The sequence below is a fragment of the uncultured Clostridium sp. genome (assembly GCF_934754915.1).
In the GTDB taxonomy this organism is placed as follows: Bacteria; Bacillota; Clostridia; order Clostridiales; family Clostridiaceae; genus Clostridium.
On the sequence record NZ_CAKVKB010000041.1, the window covers coordinates 1 to 21,499 of the forward strand.

The 21,499-nt window shown below is 28.7% G+C and carries 10 protein-coding genes; 1 reads left to right on the plus strand and 9 read right to left on the minus strand.

The features are described from left to right. Window positions 1–40: 40 nt before the first annotated feature. Complete coding sequence (locus Q0F58_RS08445; RefSeq protein WP_294374973.1) at window positions 41–850, minus strand: Rpn family recombination-promoting nuclease/putative transposase; 810 nt, start codon at window positions 848–850, stop codon at window positions 41–43. Window positions 851–1,403: 553 nt separating this feature from the next. On the opposite strand from Q0F58_RS08445, the gene Q0F58_RS08450 reads away from it, so the two are divergent. Continuing rightward, window positions 1,404–1,595, plus strand: coding sequence for a hypothetical protein (locus Q0F58_RS08450; RefSeq protein WP_294374978.1), 192 nt, complete (start codon window positions 1,404–1,406; stop codon window positions 1,593–1,595). Window positions 1,596–2,000: 405 nt separating this feature from the next. On the opposite strand, the gene Q0F58_RS08455 is transcribed toward Q0F58_RS08450, so the two are convergent. The 8 genes from Q0F58_RS08455 to dapA all read right to left on the minus strand — a co-directional run bounded on the left by Q0F58_RS08455 (window position 2,001) and on the right by dapA (window position 21,470). Then, window positions 2,001–3,818, minus strand: a complete 1,818-nt coding sequence (locus Q0F58_RS08455) for an MBL fold metallo-hydrolase (protein WP_294374982.1) — start codon at window positions 3,816–3,818, stop codon at window positions 2,001–2,003. A gap of 284 nt (window positions 3,819–4,102) precedes the next feature. Further along, window positions 4,103–13,678, minus strand: a complete 9,576-nt coding sequence (locus Q0F58_RS08460) for a GH36-type glycosyl hydrolase domain-containing protein (RefSeq protein ID WP_294374985.1) — start codon at window positions 13,676–13,678, stop codon at window positions 4,103–4,105. Window positions 13,679–13,932: 254 nt separating this feature from the next. After that, complete coding sequence (locus Q0F58_RS08465) at window positions 13,933–16,200, minus strand: glycosyltransferase (protein WP_294374987.1); 2,268 nt, start codon at window positions 16,198–16,200, stop codon at window positions 13,933–13,935. Between the two features lie 313 nt (window positions 16,201–16,513). Next, the gene (locus Q0F58_RS08470; protein WP_294374990.1) at window positions 16,514–17,836 is read right to left on the minus strand and encodes a M18 family aminopeptidase; all 1,323 of its coding nucleotides are present in this window, start codon (window positions 17,834–17,836) and stop codon (window positions 16,514–16,516) included. A gap of 138 nt (window positions 17,837–17,974) precedes the next feature. Further along, window positions 17,975–18,787 carry a 2-amino-4-hydroxy-6-hydroxymethyldihydropteridine diphosphokinase gene (gene folK / locus Q0F58_RS08475; protein WP_294374992.1) on the minus strand — a complete coding sequence of 271 codons (813 nt, stop codon included), beginning with the start codon at window positions 18,785–18,787 and terminating at the stop codon, window positions 17,975–17,977. 215 nt (window positions 18,788–19,002) lie between these two features. Further along, window positions 19,003–19,809 carry a dihydropteroate synthase gene (gene folP, locus Q0F58_RS08480; protein ID WP_294374994.1) on the minus strand — a complete coding sequence of 269 codons (807 nt, stop codon included), beginning with the start codon at window positions 19,807–19,809 and terminating at the stop codon, window positions 19,003–19,005. Window positions 19,810–19,904: 95 nt separating this feature from the next. Next, window positions 19,905–20,381 (minus strand): HD domain-containing protein, encoded by a 477-nt coding sequence (locus Q0F58_RS08485; protein WP_294374996.1) that lies wholly within the window; start codon window positions 20,379–20,381, stop codon window positions 19,905–19,907. 204 nt (window positions 20,382–20,585) lie between these two features. After that, window positions 20,586–21,470, minus strand: a complete 885-nt coding sequence (gene dapA / locus Q0F58_RS08490) for a 4-hydroxy-tetrahydrodipicolinate synthase (protein ID WP_294374998.1) — start codon at window positions 21,468–21,470, stop codon at window positions 20,586–20,588. Window positions 21,471–21,499: the final 29 nt, after the last annotated feature.

Sequence of the window (21,499 nt, forward strand, 5' to 3'; positions counted from 1 at the left end):
CTCCAATCTTTCAAAATTCAGATATTATTAAATATATTTCTTATTCCAATATTTCTTTTACCATATCCTCTGATATTTCACACTTCTCTGCAATTTCCTTTATTGTATAATCAGATTTGTATAATTTAAAAATTTTCTTCGTTAATTTTATTCCTTCTTGCTTTCCTTCCTGGCGTCCCTCTTCTATTTTTTCTCTATCTCTTTCCAACAATGTCATAAATTCCACCTCCACATTTTTATCTTTTTTAACTTCAATAACTCTCTTATGTATATGCTTAACCAATGTTCCTTTAGCATTTTTAACTGTTTTTTCACTTGAGTCTTCTACATATCTTAAAAACTCTAACAACTCTTCATCTATATTATCATCAATATATCCCTTTGTATTTAATATTATTTTTTGAGTGTCATCTTTCAATTTTATATCCGTATTTTCAAGACACACATTTTCAAATGTATATTTATAACGTCCACATTTAAAATAATCAAAGGTACATATAAATATAATATAAGACTTTGTAAGTTCTTTATAATCTTGACCTTTTTCGATACAGTCTATATCTATATTACCTTGATAATATCTCATTCTTTTCCCAAAATTTTTATTATCTAATCTCTGCATTTCTATATTATACATTGTATTATTTTCATCTTTAACATAAATATCAAGTCTTATTCCCTTACAGTCAAGAAGTATATCTATTACTTTTTGATTTGTGGGCATTTCTATTTTTTCTATTTCTATGTTTAGTAGTTTCTCTAAAAATTCTTTACAGATTTCCTTATCACTCATTACTTTAGCAAATAGGAAATCATCTTCTAAGTTCAGCTTTTGTAAGATTTTTGTCATTCAATTCATCACTCTACTTTTCCAAATATTTGAGCAAAAAAGTCTCTATGTCTTTATTATATCCAAAATACTATTATTCTTAAACTCTATTGTATGTTATAAAATTAAAATCTATGGATATTTCATAATTATAATTCTATATAATTAAAATCAATATATAATATCTATATTTACTTATAACATCCTATATATTAATTTGTAATTTTATATTTCTGCTAATATAAAAAATACTAATTTATCTGATATGTGTAAAAATATCAAAGGAATATTTCAAGAATTTCATTATTGATTTTCATTTATCAAATGTGTATTGTTAATCAATGCAAATGTAGATCTTGAAAGAATATCTTTATCCTGTCACTTACTGTGTATTATTAATTGCAATATATGTCCTAATAATAAAATCATACAAAAACATCAAAGAAATCTTGCAAAAATTTCATCCTCAATTGTTCATCGTCCATTGTAAATTGTACATTAGAAATATCTTTTTGTATGTCAATTCAACTTATGGGCATAATAAATATAACCTTAGTATAAAGGAGTGTTTAATATGAAAAATAAATCAAAATGTTATCCTCCAAAAATGCGTACTAATTATCATCCAAGTAATTCTGAATGCCAGACTTCTTCAACATCATATAAAACAAAAAAAATCCCTAATCCTGCAAATGATCCTATTGTAGTAAATAATATTGCATGGCAGGAATTTGATTATACTGAAAATTTATTGGATTCTGAATAAACTTATGAATATTATTTTCTTAAATGGATAGAATAATAGTGTACCCCATAATACTCGGGATCTTATAATTTATTCCCGCAAAAAAGGTTGTGATGATAATTCACCACAACCTCTATTATTATTTTCACTATTTACTGCAACTATTTGTATTTTTCTTTAAATTAATCATTATCACTGATTAATTACACATATCATTTTCAATTGTAACTCATCCATAGTCAATTGATTAATATTATGCATCCCAAATATGTTTAAAATTGTACATTTTCTACTCTTCATGAAATATCCTTCCAAATCATCAATTTCAATATATATGTCCTAAAAACAAAACCATATAATTTCAAAAAAATCTTAGAAAGATTTCCACCTTAATTGTCCATTGTCAATTGTACATTGTACATTCCCTTATTCTTTAGTATAATCTGCCATACTCCAGTTTTCTTCAGTAGAATACACAGCAACTCCGCCATTTTTGCTTTGGCTTGTTTCATAAAGTATAGTTCCATTATTTAAAAGATTAGTATATGCTTCATTTTTTGCTATGCTCTGTTCTGATCTGCTTATAACTCCAACAGGTGCTTTAACATAAGCAAGAAAATCTCCAGTTGAAGATGTACTATTTCCATGATGTGGAACTTTTAACACATCAACTTCTCGTCCATTAAGAAGATTACTTGTCCAGAAATCTTTTTCCGAATTCCATTCCATATCTGCTGTAAATAATCCTTGGAAATCTCCATAATTTAAATACACAACAGCTGAATTTTCATTTATTCCCCAGAATCCTCCTAAATGAACCTGTGAACCAATTGAACCGAAATCCTTTCCTGATTGAACAAATTGTAATATGTTCTGTGAATCTATATATTGTCCTGGAACTGGATTTATAAGTTTTTGATCATGTTCTTTTACAGCATCTAGCATGTCCATATACACATCATAATCATACTTTAACATATCTATATCTGACTGAGTAACAGTTTCACTTACCTTTAAATTTGAATGCCAGTCTTTCATTACTGCATTAGATGGAATATAAATCTTTCCAACTTCAAATTCATCAAGAACTGCAGTAAGTCCTCCAATATGATCTGAATGTCCATGAGTAAGAATTACATAATCAATATATTTTTTCCCATTTTTCTTTTTCAAGTCCTGATCATTCAAGAATGAAACAAGTTCTTCCTTTGTTTTAACATCTCCTGTATCTATTAATGCAGTTTCACCACTTGGAAGTTTTACAAATGCACAATCCGCATCCCCTACATTAAGATATCTTACATATAAATAATTATTTTTTAAATCATCAATACTCTCACTCTTTATATTTTTCCCAGAGTTATCAAAAGTCTCTAAAACTCCATCTATTATTATTTTACCTTTTGCAATTGTTCCATCAGGTTTTGCATAATATCTGCTGTTTCTAGTTTTTATCCATTGATTTGTAACCATAACTCCATCTGAATCTGAATAATAATCTTTTCCATTATTCATATAAAAACCAGTTTCAAGTCTTCCATCAGCAGCAAAGAAATATAGTTTGTCATCAATATATTTCTTGCCTATTACCATTGCACCACTATCATTTAAATAACATCTGTATCCGTCTTTTGTTGACCATCCCTTTTGCATTATTCCATCTTTTCCAAGGTTATACCAGCAGTAATTTATAAGCTGCCATCCTGTCTGCATTACACCTTTTTCATTGAAATAATACCAGTTTCCTTCAATTTCTTTCCATCCAGTAACAGCTGAATGTTTCCCATCAAGATAATACTTATTATCATTATCAGCATCTGGATTTACATCTTTTTCTTGAAACCATCCTGTCTCTTCAGCTATTCCGTCTTTTGTAACATATAATATACATCCTTTTTCATATTCCCAATGAGGAACTATTTCTTTTTCTTCCTCATTATCTGCTAATTCCTTATCAACATCATCTGTATCACTATTGCTTATACTTTGTCCATTGTTAACTAATCCCGAATTATTTTTATTATCTGTATTTTTAACTAAATTGCTTTCTTTTGTATTATCTCCCCAAGGATTCTCCTCAGTATTATCAGAATTGTTAATATTATGATTTGTTACTGTCTGTTCCTGACTTGAAACACTTTTTACTTCTTTATTAGTAGCTGCATATGCATGTGTACCTAATATTGAAAAGCTGAATGTCATTGTCATAGAAACTATCATCAGTAATTTTTTATTCATGCTCATAAAAAAATCCTCCTTATATCATAGGTACCATTATAACCCAACTTTACTTATGTTTCAATTAAACTTTGCTTAAATAGTTTATGATTATTTTGTCCTGAAATATAATTATCATTCAATTTCAGGTATGTTTATAAAAAATATTGTTCAAAGGAAACTTATTACTAATGCCTTTTAACCAAAAATAAGACTGATGGGCTATAAATCAGTCTTATTTTTAAGTTCTTACAGATTTTTATGTATTAAATTAATATTTTTTAAACACCCTAAAATTATTTAATTCAAGCTTAATAAAAATAAACTTCCACACTCAAATCTCCTTTATCTTTAGGTATAATATTACCTTCTATACATTTTCCATTTATCAATATTTTTGATATTAAGTGTGTATTTCTCATTTCATCATTTGTAATCCCATCATTGTTAGAAAAGTCATAATTTTTCTTTTCTCTAATAATTCTTATATCATAGTTTTCAGTCTTATTTTTTATCCTGATCATATACTCATTCCAGTCATCAGGAACACATGGATTGATTTCATATCCTTTTCCCTGAATTTTTCTCAATCCCAATATATTTTCTATTCCTACTTTATACATCCATCCTGAAGCTCCAGTATACCAGCTCCAGCCTCCTCTTCCTCCATGAGGCTCTTTTATATAAACATCTGCACTCATTACATAAGGTTCTGTTTTATATATTCTGCTTTCAAGTTCAGTTTTTGAATGATTTATAGGATTTATCATGTGATAATATTCTGCTGCTTTATTTCCATATCCAAGCTTTGTCATTGCAAGTATAACCCATACTGCTGCATGAGTATACTGTCCTCCATTTTCACGTACCCCAGGTACATATCCCTTTATATATCCAGGTTCAAGATTTGAATTATCAAAAGGTGGTGTCAAAAGAAGAATCATTCCCTTATCTTTCTTTATGAGATTCCTTTCCACAGCCTGCATAGCTTCAACAGCTCTTTCTGTATATCCAGATTTCCTACATCTATTCTTGTCTCTGCATTTATCTTTATATCTATTATCTTCTTCACTTTTTTTATTATTATCATATTCTAAATCATCACTTTGTTCCTTTTCAGTGACATTCTCATTTACTTTTTTACCAATATAATTTTCATCATCTTTATCATATTCATTTTCATCACATTTGTCTTCATTAAATTCATAATTCAATTTTCCTGCTCCAGAAATTACAGCCCAGCTTTGAGAAAGTGAATCAATCTGGCATTCTGGATTTTCACGGCTTCCAAGAGGAGTTCCATCATCAAAATATGCTCTTCTATACCATCCTCCATCCCAAGCATTTTCTTCAAGATTTTTTCTTATAAATTCTTTTTGACTTTTATAATAAAGAGAACTCTCACAATCATTAATCTTGTGTGCTATTTTTTCAAAACTGTTTAAAATATCATAAAGAAACCATCCAAGCCATACACTTTCTCCTTTTCCCTTATTTCCAACAGTGCTCATTCCATCATTCCAGTCTCCACTTCCCATTAAAGGTATATTGTGTTTTCCAAATTTAAGAGCTCTTGAAATTGCTTTCTGACAATGTTCATATATAGTTCCTTCATTTGATGATGCATTTACTATTGTATATCTTTCATCTTCACCCTCTCTTAATGGCTCATCATGAAGATATGGAGTTTTTATATTAAGAATGTCATAATCTCCTGTTGTCTTTATATATTCTGCAGTAACATATGGAAGCCATAAAAGATCATCACTAAATCTTGTTCGTATGCCGCTGTTCACAACAGGATGCCACCAATGCTGTACATCACCTTCTTCATACTGACGAGATGAACTCCTTATAATCTGCTTTTTTGTTATCTCTGAATCAGCCACTCCAAGAGCCATTGAATCCTGAAGCTGATCTCTGAATCCATAAGCTCCTCCACTCTGATAAAAAGCACTTCTGCTCAGATATCTGCAGCTGAGTGTCTCATAAAGAAGCCATCCATTAAGCATATAATCCATTGTCTTATCAGGAGTTGAAACTTGTATTCTTCCAAGAAACTCATTCCAGTATTCTTTCACATTTTCAAGTTCTTCATGTGCACTTTTAATATTTTTATATTTACTAACAGAATTTCTAACATTCTCTTTTGAATCCTGCCCTAAAACTACTAATATTTCTTTTGTTTCCTTAGGCTTCAATGTAATTTTAATACACGCACTTAAACATGGATCATATACACTTCCAGTTTTATTGCTTAATCTGCAGTCTTTCAATGCTTTTGGTTCACTCAAATCATTTCCAAAACCTATGAATTCTTTTGAGTCTCCACAAAATGAAATATCTTGAGAATCACCTTCTCCTGTCATTGTGAGATAAGCATGCATATCACCAAAATATTCACTATATGGATTCACACCTCCTATATACTTTATATTATTTTGTTGTATCACCACATCATCATTGTAAACTACATTATTCTTACCTTCTGCCTTGTTTTTATCATTTATTTTTTTTGATGCTATCTGAAATTCATCATTGTTAGTATTAAATTTCTCCATATTAGTACTCTCTTTATCATTATCAACATTATCTTTTTCTATACTAGTACTATATTTATCATTATTAACATTATCCTTTTCTACACCAACAATAGCTTTATCATCGTTTATATTAATTCTAATATTCGTATGATATTTATGATTTATATTATATTCATCATTTATATTGAATTTATTATTGGTTTCATTTTCATTATCTGTTTTATTTATATATGTAGTTATATATCTTTCATTCTCATATCCATAAACACCTAAAACTAATCTTGCATAATAAAAAACAGAAATTTCTCTCTCTTCATTTAGAAGATTTTCTAATTTTACTATTTGAAGTTTAACCTGTTCATTTCTAGGTACAAAAGCAGTCATTGTACCTTTTATATTACATGCAGTATGAGTAAATTCTGAATATCCAAAACTATGTTTTATAACATATTCGTTTTTATCTCTAACAGGCTCAGGTGTTATTGAAAAATATCGTCCATCTTTGTTATCTTTTATATAAAGCGCTTCACCTAAAGGATCAGTTATATAATCATTACTCCATGGTGTAATCTTATTTTCTCTTGAATTCTTGCACCATGTATAAGCTGAACCACTTTCTGATATATGAAATCCAAAATCTGAATTTGATATTACATTAATCCATGGAGCAGGAGTTGTTTTATAATCAGAAAGTTTTATTACATAAGAATTATCATTTTTATCAAATCCACCATATCCATTAAAGAAATCAAGTTCTTCTTTAATATCTGAGCTTTTTCTTGAATCCACATAATTTGAGGACTGTGTTGGGTTCGAGTTTTCCTTTGAATTTAAATTATCCCCTGACTTTAATTTTTTACTTTCAGTATTTTCAGCTTTATTTATTCCATCAGCAATATCCTCTTTTTGAAGATATTCTATGTCATGATCATATTCACTATAATTTATTTTTGTTTCACCAGAATCTTTAGTATTCAAAATATCATCATATTGAATATTACATCCAACAGCTTTTGCTTTTATAGATTTATCTATAGGAGATATATCATCTTTATCGTGAACTTCTGCATCACTATTTGAAGTATTCTGCTTTAAATGATTTTCATCCAATATTTCTGCTTCTTTAAATAACAAATCACTATGAAGAGACTTACAGCTACTATTACTATTACTATTACTATTACTATTACTATTACTATTACTATTACTATTACTATTACTATTACTATTACTATTACTATCTTCACAAATACAATATTTTCCAATAACGCTCTGCTCATAATTAATTTGTTCAATACTTTGCTTTTCATATTTATCTATCTGCTCTGAAAGTTTTCCATCTTTAGAATTAATACATATTCTGCTTATTCCAATCAAGAATTCCTTCATTTCTTCATTCATTGAGGATTTATTATAAACAAAAATTCCACCAGGTTTATTTATATTTTCTTCTGCATTATCAGCTCTTATGATCTGTAATATATTTTTTTGAAGTGGTTCATCATATGAAAATTCTTCTTCATTATATATAACAAAGTCTGTTTTTACTCCCTTGCTTTTTAAATATAGATAGAATTTTATCATAAGAGATACAAGATTTATTTCATCTTCATTTTCAATTGTAAAAAGAACTATTGGCAGATCACCAGAAATACCATAAGGCCACAAATCTTTCTGATGTTTTTTTATATTTTTTATATAATCTGCTCTATTTTCTCTTCCACCTTGAATATAGAAAATATATCTGCTTAGATTTTGAAACATATCTGCCTGAAAAGCCTTAATGCCCAAACTTTTAAGTTCAAGCTGAACACCAATTTCATAATTCTTAAATATTTTTTCTACTTTATAAGCTTCATCATATTTATGCAGTATTTCTATTGCTGAATCCTTTGAATCACTTGATCCTGTAATAAAATATATTTCTCTTTTTTCTCCTTCTTTAACACGTATTCTTACTCTCATGCTTAAAATAGGGTCAAGAACTGTTCCCACAGTATTATCAAGAGTTTTATCATTATCCATAGCTTCTGGATTTTTTAAATTACGATTACGCCCTATAAAATTTATTCTTGATGTTTCATATGTTATTTCACCTTCACACTGACCATCTGTTACAACTTTTTGAAAAATATAAGGAACCTCAGAATTTTTCACACGCCCTCTTCTGCTTCCAAATAATATATTCTCCTCCTTATCATATTCAGTCTGTATAAATAAATTTGAAAAAGCAGGATGAACAGAGTCAGCACTTAATGTTGTTAAAGTGATTTCGCAGTAACTTGTAATTTCTATACTTCTTCCTTTATCTCCTATATTTTTAATTGATATTTTCCTAACTTCAAAATTTTCATCATTAGAAATGATAAGCTCTGTTTTAGTTTCAATATTTCCATCCTGTCTCAAGAATTCAGCTTTATCAAGACTTAATCTAGCTTCATAATTTTCACCATAATTCCTGCATGGTTCAAATGTAGAACTCCAATATTCATTAGAATTCAGATTTTTTATATAGAAAAACATTCCTGTATCATCACTTACACTATTTCCTTTCCATCTATAAAGAAACATATCATTTATCTTTGAATATCCGCTTCCACATATATTTATCATGGATGAATAAGTACCATTTGATAAAAGAAGAACTTGTTGTTCACTAAAACTTTTACTTTTATTCCATGTGAATACCCGTGGAACAATTTTTTCTCCTTTTATATATGTCTTTTTTATAGAGTAATCTTCATTTCTTTCAAAAGTAATTTCTGATGGAATTTTTTCTTTAAGAAGAAGCTGGGAAGCTTTTACTTCAGGAATTTTATGGAATCTATTTATCATTATATTTTCCTTTAAAACATTATTTAAAGCCATAATTGACATTCCTAAATGATGTACCATGTATGTATATATTTTATTAGGTTTTATACCATCATTATAAATTTCTTCACAATCCTGTGGATAACTTATACGTGAAAACTTTTCTTCATATTTATTATCTTTTTGTGGATTAATATGTTTTTTGTTATCTTCCAAATCCATTGATATATCTAGCTTTCTTCTTTTTTCCTTAAAGTTATCTACATTATTCACATTATCCACAATACATTTTTCGATATTATCAGCATTATTAACAACATACTTATCCACCATATATTCACACTTATCCACATTAACCACAGAGTTATCCACATTTTCTTCTTGATTATCCACACTATAATCTGTGACAAATTTATCCTCACGAGCTTTTGTATAATCAATAGCTTCAATAAAACCATACCTTCCTAAAGCTCCACCCCGTTGAAGTTCTTTTAGATTTTTTATTCCTTCTTTTACACAAAATGGAATAACCATTATTGTAGAATATGGCGATACTACAACCTCATCCTCTAAACCTCTTTTTAATCCTAAACCTGGAACTCCAAACGCTTTATACTGGTAATTTTTATCATTATCAAATTCATAAAATGCACATTCTGATATTCCCCATGGAACTTTTTTCTGTTTAGCAAAAGTAGTCTGTGCTCTTAGTACACTTTTATATGTTTCATCAAGCAGTGTTCCAGAATAATTTTTCATAATTAAAGACGGCATAAAATATTCAAACATAGTTCCACTCCATGACACAAGAGAATGAGTATGAAATGCATTTGTCATAGATCTGCCAAGTTTAAACCAATGGCTCTGCGGAATATCATTTTTACATATTGCAACAAAGGATGCTATTCTGCATTCAGATGCGAGAAGATCATAGTACGAGTTTCCAAGTGAATTTTCTTCTACATTGTATCCTATAGAAAACAATCCTTTTTCTTCATCATATAAAAATCCAAAATCCATATTTCTGCTTATATTATCTATATCATCTATTATTTCATCTATATTTCTTAAATATTTCTCAAATCTATTATTAACAGTTTTTAAAACTGATTTATATTTGTTTTCAACAGCTTTTTCATTTTTTCTAATTGCACATAATAATTCATTAATATCAGGCACATCCTCAAAATTAAAAGTTTGTGAAGAAGATACTATCTCTAAATTATCAAAAACTTCATAATAAATTTCAATCTTTCTGCTTACTTCACAGAATAGTTTATTCAGCCAGTATTCTGTCTCTGAATCAAAACTTCCATCTATTGAATTAATATCTATAAATATTTTTTCAAGAACATTTAAATATTCTCTGCCTGTTATATTTTTAGGAATTTCTATTTCTATTTCTATTTCAGTATTTCTTTCTTTTATTATTCTGCATATATCGTTTAATGAAGTTATTTCTTCTTTTCTTATTAGAGGTGCTTTTTTAACTTCCTTCATTGTTTCTTTTAAAATCCATAAACATGCAATTAAATTTCCATTATCAACAGTTGAAATATATTGTGGATTTAAAGCTGTCTTAGTCTGTGTATCATACCAATTCAAATAATGTCCATGAAATTTTTTCAGCTCTTTAAGAACATCCATCATATTCTTAGTTTTATCTATGAATTCTGTAATTGTTATATATCCAAGATCATATGCTGTAACATAAGCCATGAATCCCATTCCTATATTAGTTGGCGATGTTCTATGAGCCACCCCCTTAAAAGGCTTTTCCTGATAATTGTCTGGTGGAAGATAATTATTTTCTTCATTTATAAAATCCTCATAATAAGAATATATTCTTCTTGAAAGTTTACTTAAATAATCTCTTTCATCTTTATCCAGCCTCTTATTTTCTTCCTCTTTTTTCTCTCTGCTTATGTAAAATGCTATATATGGACTACATATCCATAAAGCAACTGGTATTAATGAGACTATTGTTATTGGAATAGAATTATTCCATGAAATACATAATGTGATAATTCCCACAAAAGGTCCCCACCACATTCTTTTTATATATGACTTTAAATCATTCTTAGTCATACTCTCTGATAGTTTTGCGCTCTGCCACTCAAGAAGATTTTTCTTTGTAAATATGATTCTATATAATGTAACAGATATAGCTTTTATCATGAGATATGATTCATATGGTATAAAACTTATTATTAATAATATTTGTTCTAAGGTTTTAAATGTTCCCCTAAGTTTATTTTTAGGCGTAACTACCAAGTCTGTAATCGTAAACACAAATGGCATTATTAATACAAGAAAACTCAAAACTGCTAACTGTCTTTTAATTGAATTTTCTATAAGAGATATTATCAAAAGAAATAACAAATTAGGTGCAAGCAAGCTTCTTCTCAAATTATCAAATATTTTCCATTTATTTAGAGAACTTATTTTCTTAGAAAACAGCCATTCAATAAGCTGCCAGTCACCTCTAACCCATCTATACAATCTCTTGCAGCTTGATTCATATGAAGATGGATATTCATCAACAAATTCTACATCTGTAACTAAAGCACATCTTGTTAATGCACCTTCAAGAAGGTCATGGCTTAAAACCCTGTCTCTTCTTATATGATTGTTTGTAATTTCATAAAACTGATCAATATTAATTATTCCCTTTCCTACAAATGAACCTTCCCCAAAAAGATCTTCATAAGCATCAGAATAAGCAGTAGAATATCCATCAACTCCACTGTCTCCACCAAATATTTTAGAAAACAAAGAAGCATTTTTGCTTTCAAGACTTATACTTACTTTGGGCTGCATAATGTTATATCCTCTTATAACTCTGCCTTTACCATTTACATATGGAATATTCAATACATGACTCATTGCTCCAACAAGTTTATAAGCAGTTTCTCTTGGCATAAATGTATCTTCATCTAAGGTTATAATGTATTTTGCGTTTTTTAACTCTTCAATTGATGAGCTCACAACATCAAAAGTATTATCGGAATATCCCTTTAAAAGAGCCATAAATTCTAAAATTTTACCTCTTTTTCGCTCTCTTCCCATATAGACATTCATCTGTTCATTATAAACACGTTTTCTGCTTAAAAAGAAAAATTTCTTTCCATACTTTTTATTTAGTTTTTCTGCACATTTTAACCCACAATTTATTATTTCCTCATCATTATCATCAGTTTCTTTTCTACAGTCTGTAAAATCACTTAATAATGCAAAATATATATTTTTATCAGTATTACCACAATAGTATACTTCCAGCTTTTCCATAAGTTCTTTAATCTTTTCTTTATTATTTACAATTGCAGGAACTGCAACAATTGTTTTATACTTTTCTGAAATTCCTTTACTCAAATCAAGTTTTGGCACCATTCTCACTTTGACAGTTTTTGCTGTTACATAATTTATAATTCCTTTAACTATCTCACTTATAGGAATCATTATCATCAAAAATAGAAATATAAAGTGAACCATTTTGTATTTCAAACCAAAAAATGTACTAATCAAGAGAAACAAAAATGATAAAAGGAAAGTAAGACCCACATTAAGAGCTATGTACATTCCTTGAGAAATAACTTCAGTAACATCATGATAATATCCACTCAAAAGTTTAGTTCCATGATCAATTATGTAATATCCCACATGACATTTATATTCTTCTTCATTATCCTCTTTACTTTTCTTAGCTAATTCAAGAACGTTTAATGCAGCTTTTGTTTCACTTACATTCACCACTTTAGATATTTCTTCAAGTTTATGCCTGTAATAATCTTTTGATTCAAAATCCATAGCTTTATATGTTTCTGCTGGATCACATTCTAATATTCTTTCAACAATTGATGTACTTTCAAAAAATTTCTTCCAATTTAGTCCTTCTATAATCCTAATATTAGTTATATAATCACCTATATTTCTTTGGAGAGTTTCCTCTTTTAAATCAGTCTTTATTCTTCTTTCTCTCTTTTCTTCATCACATTCACTTTTATTCAAAATATATTCTTGAATCTTTACAAGTTCATTGGTATATTGTGACAATTCAAGTATTATGGCAGTTTTAAGCATGAGAGGAAATGCCCATAATTCTCCCATTGTAAAATTATAATCTGAATAATCTTCATTTTTACTTGAATTTTCATAAAACAATATGAAATCAGTCATATTTTCTAGATTTATTTTTCTTTTTTCCTGTATACACCTTTTAGCAAGTATAAAAATTCTTGGCAGACATAAAAGATGTTCATCTGAATTAGAATCAATTTCTATATATTTTAAATATTCTCTGCCAGATGGAAGGCTTTCAAAATATTCTAAGGGCATGCTTTTCTTCACAGCCTTAAATTCTTTTTCAATAAGATAAATATTATCAAGAAGCCATTCTGCTGCTCCTGTAATTTTTACTTTGTGTTTATTTAATCTTTTAAAATACTTGAAGCTATTGTGAATACATGTGAATCCGTCAGCTAATTCCCTTAAAACTCCTTTTCTAAGTTCATAGCAGTCTTTTTTATTCAAGTAAAAACAACCCCTTTCAATTGCCAATATACTTCTTGCAAATAATATATATTCCAATGTACAATGTACAATTGACAATTTTTTGTTTTAATTTACACAAGAGCAAATTAAATATTAACAATGGACAATTGCCATTCAGTTTTATTATTGGAACATATATATAAGCTGCAATTATACTGAAGTTATTTTTACCAAAAAATCAAAAATAATTCTTACTTTTAATAAATAAACAATATTTTTATTAAAAACTTCATCTACATAAGATAGCTGAGAATATTATTGAATTCACTATTATTTATGAGTTCTTCATAATTTTCAATAACATATAATCTTTCTTCTTTTGAATTTCTGTAATTCTGATCTTTCCCTAAACGACATTTCAATTTTATTTTTTCATTTATTATTAGTGTAAGCCTTTCCTTTGCTGCATCATTATTCTTTTCAGTTTTTTTATTCCATCTATTTCTATTCTTCAATCTTATAAGAGCATATTCATAATTAAAATTAACTAGAAACACCTTTCCTTCTTCTACTGTATCAATTTCTTTTTCAATTTTTATACGAGGAAGCTTTCGATTTAATGCAAATCCTTTATATCTTCTCTTTACAATATTTAATCTTATGTCATTAAAAACACCATTTCCCTTTTCAACTTTCTTTGGAAGTGTTGGTTCCCTGTCATAAATAATATTTAACAGTTCTCTGTAATTTATATTATTTATTTTCTTAATCCAAAATGCATATTTCCATTGACCTTTAATTTTATCTACATAAACTATTTTCCCTTTAAATTCACATTTATATCTGTCAGTTTTCAATGACAGATTAAGTTCATCATCATATGGAATATATATTGGGAAATCAAGCATTATGCTTATTCCTCCTTCAGATATATCATATGTTCTGCATTTTACTTTTTTGTAATCTTCTTTTATCTTAAATGAAATTTCACAATCAGTTTCTATGTAATGTCTCTCATTATCTCTATTTACCTTTCTTCCAAGCATGAAAAATATAGACATAACAATATTATAGAAATTTACTATAAGCCAGAAAAATATTACTACATGGACCAATGAATAATAATCAATAAACATTTTTATAGAATTAAATATTCCAATGAGAGAAAATATAGCAAATATCGCATGTGGAATTGTCTTTTTTATTCTATATGCTTCATCATCTTCTGCTTTATCTTTTCTTGTAACTGAAAACTTCTTTTGAGATATTCCAATAGATTCTAAAAAAATAACTGGAAGCAGAGATGGAAATAAAATAGTTTCATATATATTGCTCCACTTTACTGTTCTTATATTATTGGATAAACGTCTTATCAATATATTTTGAAACAAATACATAGGCACCCAGAATATTAAAATTTGTTCTGCTGTACATTTTACTACTATTATTCCAAAAACTGAATAAAGTATTGGAGATACAATGTAAACAAGCCTTTTGAACCCTGAATACCAGTATAATATTGAAGACAGATAACTTAATTTCTGATTAAAGTCTAATCCTTTTCTAAAAAATATATTGAGTTTTCTGCTTGTTTGTATACATCCTCTTCCCCATCTTTCCCGCTGCTTTATAAGGCTTTTTAAATCATTTGGTGACAATCCAGAAGCATGCACTTCATCAATGGCATAACATTTATATCCCTTACTCTGAATCAATATTCCAGTAGCAAAGTCTTCTGTAATAACCCCTGTATAAAAACCACCAACTGCATTGAGCGCATCTCTTGAAATAACAGTATTTGATCCTCCATAAATTACAGAATTGCTTTTATTTCTTGCCACCTGAATTTCTCTATAAAAATAATCCTGTTCATTAGGTATTCTTTCTTCTGAAAACAAGTTATATTGAAACAAATCAGGATTATAAAAACTCTGAGGAAGCTGAATGAATCCAACATTGTGTTTTTCACTTTTATTTCCCTTGAATTTCACCTCACCAATAAAATAAGGAACACAGGTCATTAAAAAATCATGCATTGGAATCATATCAGCATCAAAAGTAGCTATAAGAGGTGAATTACTGTGTGCAAGCGCATTATTTAAATTTCCGGCCTTTGCATGAGTATTTTCAGTTCTTGTAATGTAATTTACATTGAGCCTGCTAGCCATATCTTTCATTTCCTGTCTGTTTGAATCATCACACACATAAATATGTACTTTGCTTTTATCCGGATAATCCATATTTAAACATCCATTTACTGTTTTATATAATAATTCCACTGGTTCATTATATGTAGCTATAAACACATCAACATGTGGAAAAAGACTTTCATCCTTTATGTCAGGTTTTTTAGGATAACGCATATCTGATGTATCTCTAAAATGAATAAAACCTTCAAACAATCCCAAAACTTCCACAACAAGAAGAATTATCCCAGCTGTAACCGATAATAATCCATATCCAAATGGAATTGTAAAAAAGCTCCTCCAAATAATATAAATTAATGATGTAAGGATTGTCACTCTAATCAAAAAATTATTTTTAAATCCTTTAACATTCATTTTTTCACCACCTTAAACCTTAAAATGAATTTTAGAAACAATATAAAACTTTAACTATTAATTCTATGTCATTCATATTTTTAACTAATTTTTAATCAATATGCATCTTTGCCAATGGACGATTGACAATTATATCTGAAATCTTTACTTTATAAGATTTCAGCCTTCATTATCAATTGTTGTATGTCTTAAAAAACAAAAAACATGAAGCTAGATGTTATTTGTATGATTAAATGTGACTATACGTTCTTCATTTAATCATGCAATATAACGTCCAGTTCATGTTTTCATAATCTATTCTGTCTAATCTATTTTATTCAAAAAATCTTGTAAATGCTTTTATTGTATACTCATTGTCTTTAACTGATGCCAATTCTCTCACTGAATGCATACTTAAAATTGGTGCTCCCATATCTATGACTGGAATATTCAGTTTTCCAGCACTTATAGGCCCTATTGTTGTTCCACCTCTCATATCAGAGCGATTAACAAATACCTGACATGGAACTTCTGCCTCTTCACATATTCCCTTAAATATTCCTGCTGCATAGCTGTCTGTTGAATAACTTCCACTAGCTGCGATTTTTAATACAGGACCTCCGCCTAATATTGGTCTATTAGTTGGATCACATTTTTCTGTATAATTTGGATGTACTGCATGAGCAAGATCTGCTGAAATCATAACTGAATTTGATACAGCCCTTCTGAATTCTTCCCTATCCTTATTTAATCCTAAAGCTACTCTTTCCAATATGTTTTCTAATATTGAAGAGTTAGCTCCTTGAGAAGTAAGACTTCCAATTTCCTCATTATCTAATGCCACCAATACCTTTGTTCCTTTTATTTTTCTGCTTTCAGTAAGTGCTTTTAATCCTGCAAATACCATCCACAGGTCATCAAGTCTTCCACAGGAAATAAATTCCTCATTCAAACCAGCTAAACATCCATCAGCATATTCATATAAGAATAAGTCAAAATCAAGTATCTGTGATATATCTACATTTAGAGTCAAAGCTAAAAGGCTTAAAAGATATCCATCTTTCTCTAAATTTGACTTTGCAGCTTTTTCAAAAGATTTTTCTGCTTCTTCATCCTTTAAGGTAAGTAGTGGAAGTGTATCTTTCTGTCTATTGAACTCATATCCTTCATTTACACTTCTGTTCATGTGTATTGCCAGATTAGGAATTATAAGAACTGGCTTATTGACATCTACTATTCTTATTTCAGGTTTAAATACATCATCACTCTTTAATGTAACTCTTCCTGCAATAGATAATGGTCTGTCAAACCATGTACTTAATATAGGTCCTCCATAAACTTCAGTATTTAATTTCACATAACTGTTTTCAACATTCATTTCAGCACTTGGCTTTATTCTGAATCCTGGAGAATCAGTATGTGCTCCTATAAGCCTGAAGCCATCTTTTTCAAGATCACCTTCACCAATTTCAAAAGCGATTACAGCGGATTCATTCTTCACTATATAACATTTATCACCTTTATTTAAATTCCAGCTTTCACTTTCCTTTATTTCTGTAAATCCATTTTTGTCTAACATTTTCTTTATTTCTTGTGCACTTTGAAATGCAGTCTTGCTCTTATTTATAAAATTTAGTAACTGTTCTGTATTATTCATTTTACCTCAAAACTCCCTATTTATTTATAAATTAAAAGTTAACTTTTAATTAAAGTTATGCTTAGTATATTTCAAATCAGATTTCATCCTTCATTGTCAATTGTCCATCAGCCATTGTTAGTTGAAATATATTTATGATTATGAAACTTCATTAAGAAGCTTTAAAACTGATTTTCTTAAAACAGGATGAATCTTATAAGGGCATAATTCAGAAAGAGGTTTAAGTACAAATTCCCTTTCCTCCATTCTTGGATGAGGAAGTATTATTTCTTCATCATCACTTATAACATCATCATAAAATACAACATCAAGATCTATTATTCTTGGGCCCCATTTTATGATTCTTTCTCTCTTCATTTCACTTTCAATATGAAGAAGCATCCTTATAAGTTCTTTAGGTGAAAAAGTTGTTTTTATTTTTACAGCTCCATTTAAAAACTCTTCCTGATCTGTATATCCCCATGGTTCTGTCACTAAAAATTTTGACACTTTTTCAACTTTTATTTCTTTGCATTCAGACATGTATTTAATAGCTTCATTTAAATTTTTTTCTTTATCTCCCATGTTGCTTCCTATTGACAGATAAGCTTCATGCCATCCTCTTTCAATCTGAATTCCAGCATAATCAAGATGTCTTCCAATAGGTGCCCATGGTTTTTTTAATGTAACTTTCACGCTATTTACTAATTCATAATTATGTAATATATAATCTGCTACCTTCTGCGCTGCTGTTTCAATTAAATCATAAGATTCCTTTACAAATACTTCTTCTATTCTATGACATAACTCACCATAGTGAACTGATTTAGTCAAATCTCCTGTTACACCTGCTTCTTTAGTATCAAGAAAAAGTTCTATATCTAATATAAATTTCTGACCAAGAGTTTTTTCTTCCTGAAATACCCCATGATTAGCAAAAATCTCAACATTTTTTAAAAATATCTTATCCACTTAATTCATACCTTTCCTACTTTTTCAATTGACAATTTACAATGAACAATTGTCAATTGATGCTGAAATCTTTACAAGATTTCTTTTATTATATGAAAATTTTTCATATTAACATAAATATAAGATTTAGCTCAACATATAATGTACCTCAAATCAATACAGACACTATATCTTGAATCAAACCATATAAAACTATAATTATGAAATATCTACACTTATACACTTAAAATTGTATCAGTCATAACACATGCCCTCTTATTTTCAAGAACATCGTGAACTCTTATAAATTCACAGCCTGCCATAATTCCCATAACTGTAGTAACAAGTGTTCCTTCAACTCTTTGATCAACTGGAAGATTTAAAGCATTTCCTATCATAGATTTTCTTGATGTTCCAAGCAATACAGGATATCCCATATTTTTAATCTCTTTTAAATTTTTCATAACAATAAGATTTTCTTCATAAGTCTTAGCAAAGCCTATACCTGGATCTAAAATGATATTTTCTTTTCTAACACCTGCATTCATAGCAATTTCAATGCTTTCATTTAAATCATTTTTAACATCTTCCATCAAATTTTCATAAGGTTTATCTTTTCTATTATGCATAAGTATACATGGAACATCATATTTTGCTGCAACATCTGCCATATTTTTGTCTTTCTTAAAGCCCCATACATCATTTATTATATCTGCACCAGCTTTTATTGCTGCTTCTGCTGTTTCTGCTTTATATGTATCTATTGAAACTGGAATATCAAATTTTTCTTTTATTCCTCTAATTACAGGAACAACTCTTTTTATTTCTTCATCAGCTTCAACAACATTAAATCCTGGTCTTGTTGATTCACCGCCAACATCTATTATATCAGCCCCCTGCTTTATCATTTCTTCAACTCTTTTTAATGCTATTTCAACTTCATTAAATTTTCCCCCATCAGAAAACGAATCTGGAGTTGCATTTAATATTCCCATTACATAAGTTCTTTCGCCTAATTTAAATTCCTTATTACCTATTTTCACTTGTACTACTTCCTTTCATATCCGCTTCTCATTGATTTTAAATCATTTATCCTTAATTTGATAAGTGAGGACTTTTCATATTAGTATAATTAACATCAATACTTAATAATAATATTTTTCTTTTCCTTACTCCAATAACATTCTTTCTCTGCATGACATTTAAAGCAGTTTCTTGAAAGCTTATCACTTTTATATATTATATCCTGAAATTCATCTTCACTGCCGTCAGTTCCATGACTAAGAATAGCCTTTAATATAATTTTCTTTTCATCATCAGTATATGAGGTTTCTCTTAGTATCTCTTCTGCTATTTCAGCACTTGCATCGTCATGATTTACACCAGTTTTATATTCTTCTCCTCTTCCTATGTCATGAAGAAGCCCTACAGCATAAATTACATCTTTAGAATAGTTCAATCCTTTTTCAAGGACAAGTATATATGCAATCCTTGCCACATCTAAAAAATGATTCATATTATGCCTGCAAAATTTTCTGTCTTTTTCTAATTTTTCTATTTCATTTAAACATTCTATGTATTTCTTATTTTTTAATATTTCATTTATTTTATCCAAAAACAGACCTCATTTCAATATACACTTTCTACAGATAACACCTTTTTCACAAAAACACAAAATTTAAATCTATTGTCAATTGTCAATTCAAATATATATTTACTTCAAAAAAAGAACTGCAGTTTAATCTTGATAAACCACAGCTCTCCCCAATTCAAATTATACTATTTTATATTTTAATCATAAGTATGGCTTACAAAAAAACTATATTAAGTTCTTAGCCTTTAGCTCTTTCTTTAATACTTCAAGATTAGCTTCTTCCATTGGGAATAATGGCATTCTTAAATTACCTACATTGTATCCCATTAATCCTAATGCTGTTTTTACTGGAATAGGATTTACTTCTATAAATAACGCATTTATAAGTTTCAAATATTCTAATTGAAGTTTTGCACTTTCTTCTGTCTTTCCATCAAAGAAATATTGACATATATTATGAGCTTCTCTTGGTGCTACATTTGAAAGAACTGAAATTACCCCTTTTCCTCCAAGAGATAATATTGGTACAATCTGATCATCATTTCCTGAATATACAGTAAGTTCATCTCCACATAAAGCTTTTGTTTCTGCTATCTGTGAAAGATTTCCGCTTGCTTCCTTTATTGCAACGATATTTTTATGTTTTGATAATTCAAGACAAGTTTTTGGAAGTATATTTACTCCTGTTCTTGATGGAACATTATATAATATAATTGGAACATTAACTCTGTCTGCTATGTAATTATAATGTTTAATTAAACCTGACTGAGTAGTTTTATTATAGTATGGAGTTACTATTAATAGTCCGTCTACTCCAACTTCTTCTGCATACTTAGATAATTCAACTGCATATAGAGTATCATTTGATCCTGTACCAGCTATTACTGGAACTCTCTTATTTACATATTCTACTGTAAACTTTATAGTTTCTCTATGTTCTTCGTCACTCATTGTAGCAGATTCTCCAGTAGTTCCTGCTATTACAATTGCATCTGTTCCATTTTCTATGTTAAAATCAATAAGTTTTTTAAGTTCTTCAAAATTAACTCCATTTTCATCAAAAGGTGTAATAATAGCAACAGCTGCTCCTGTAAAAATTGTTTTTTTCATCGATATACCTCCTAAATATTTTGATTTCA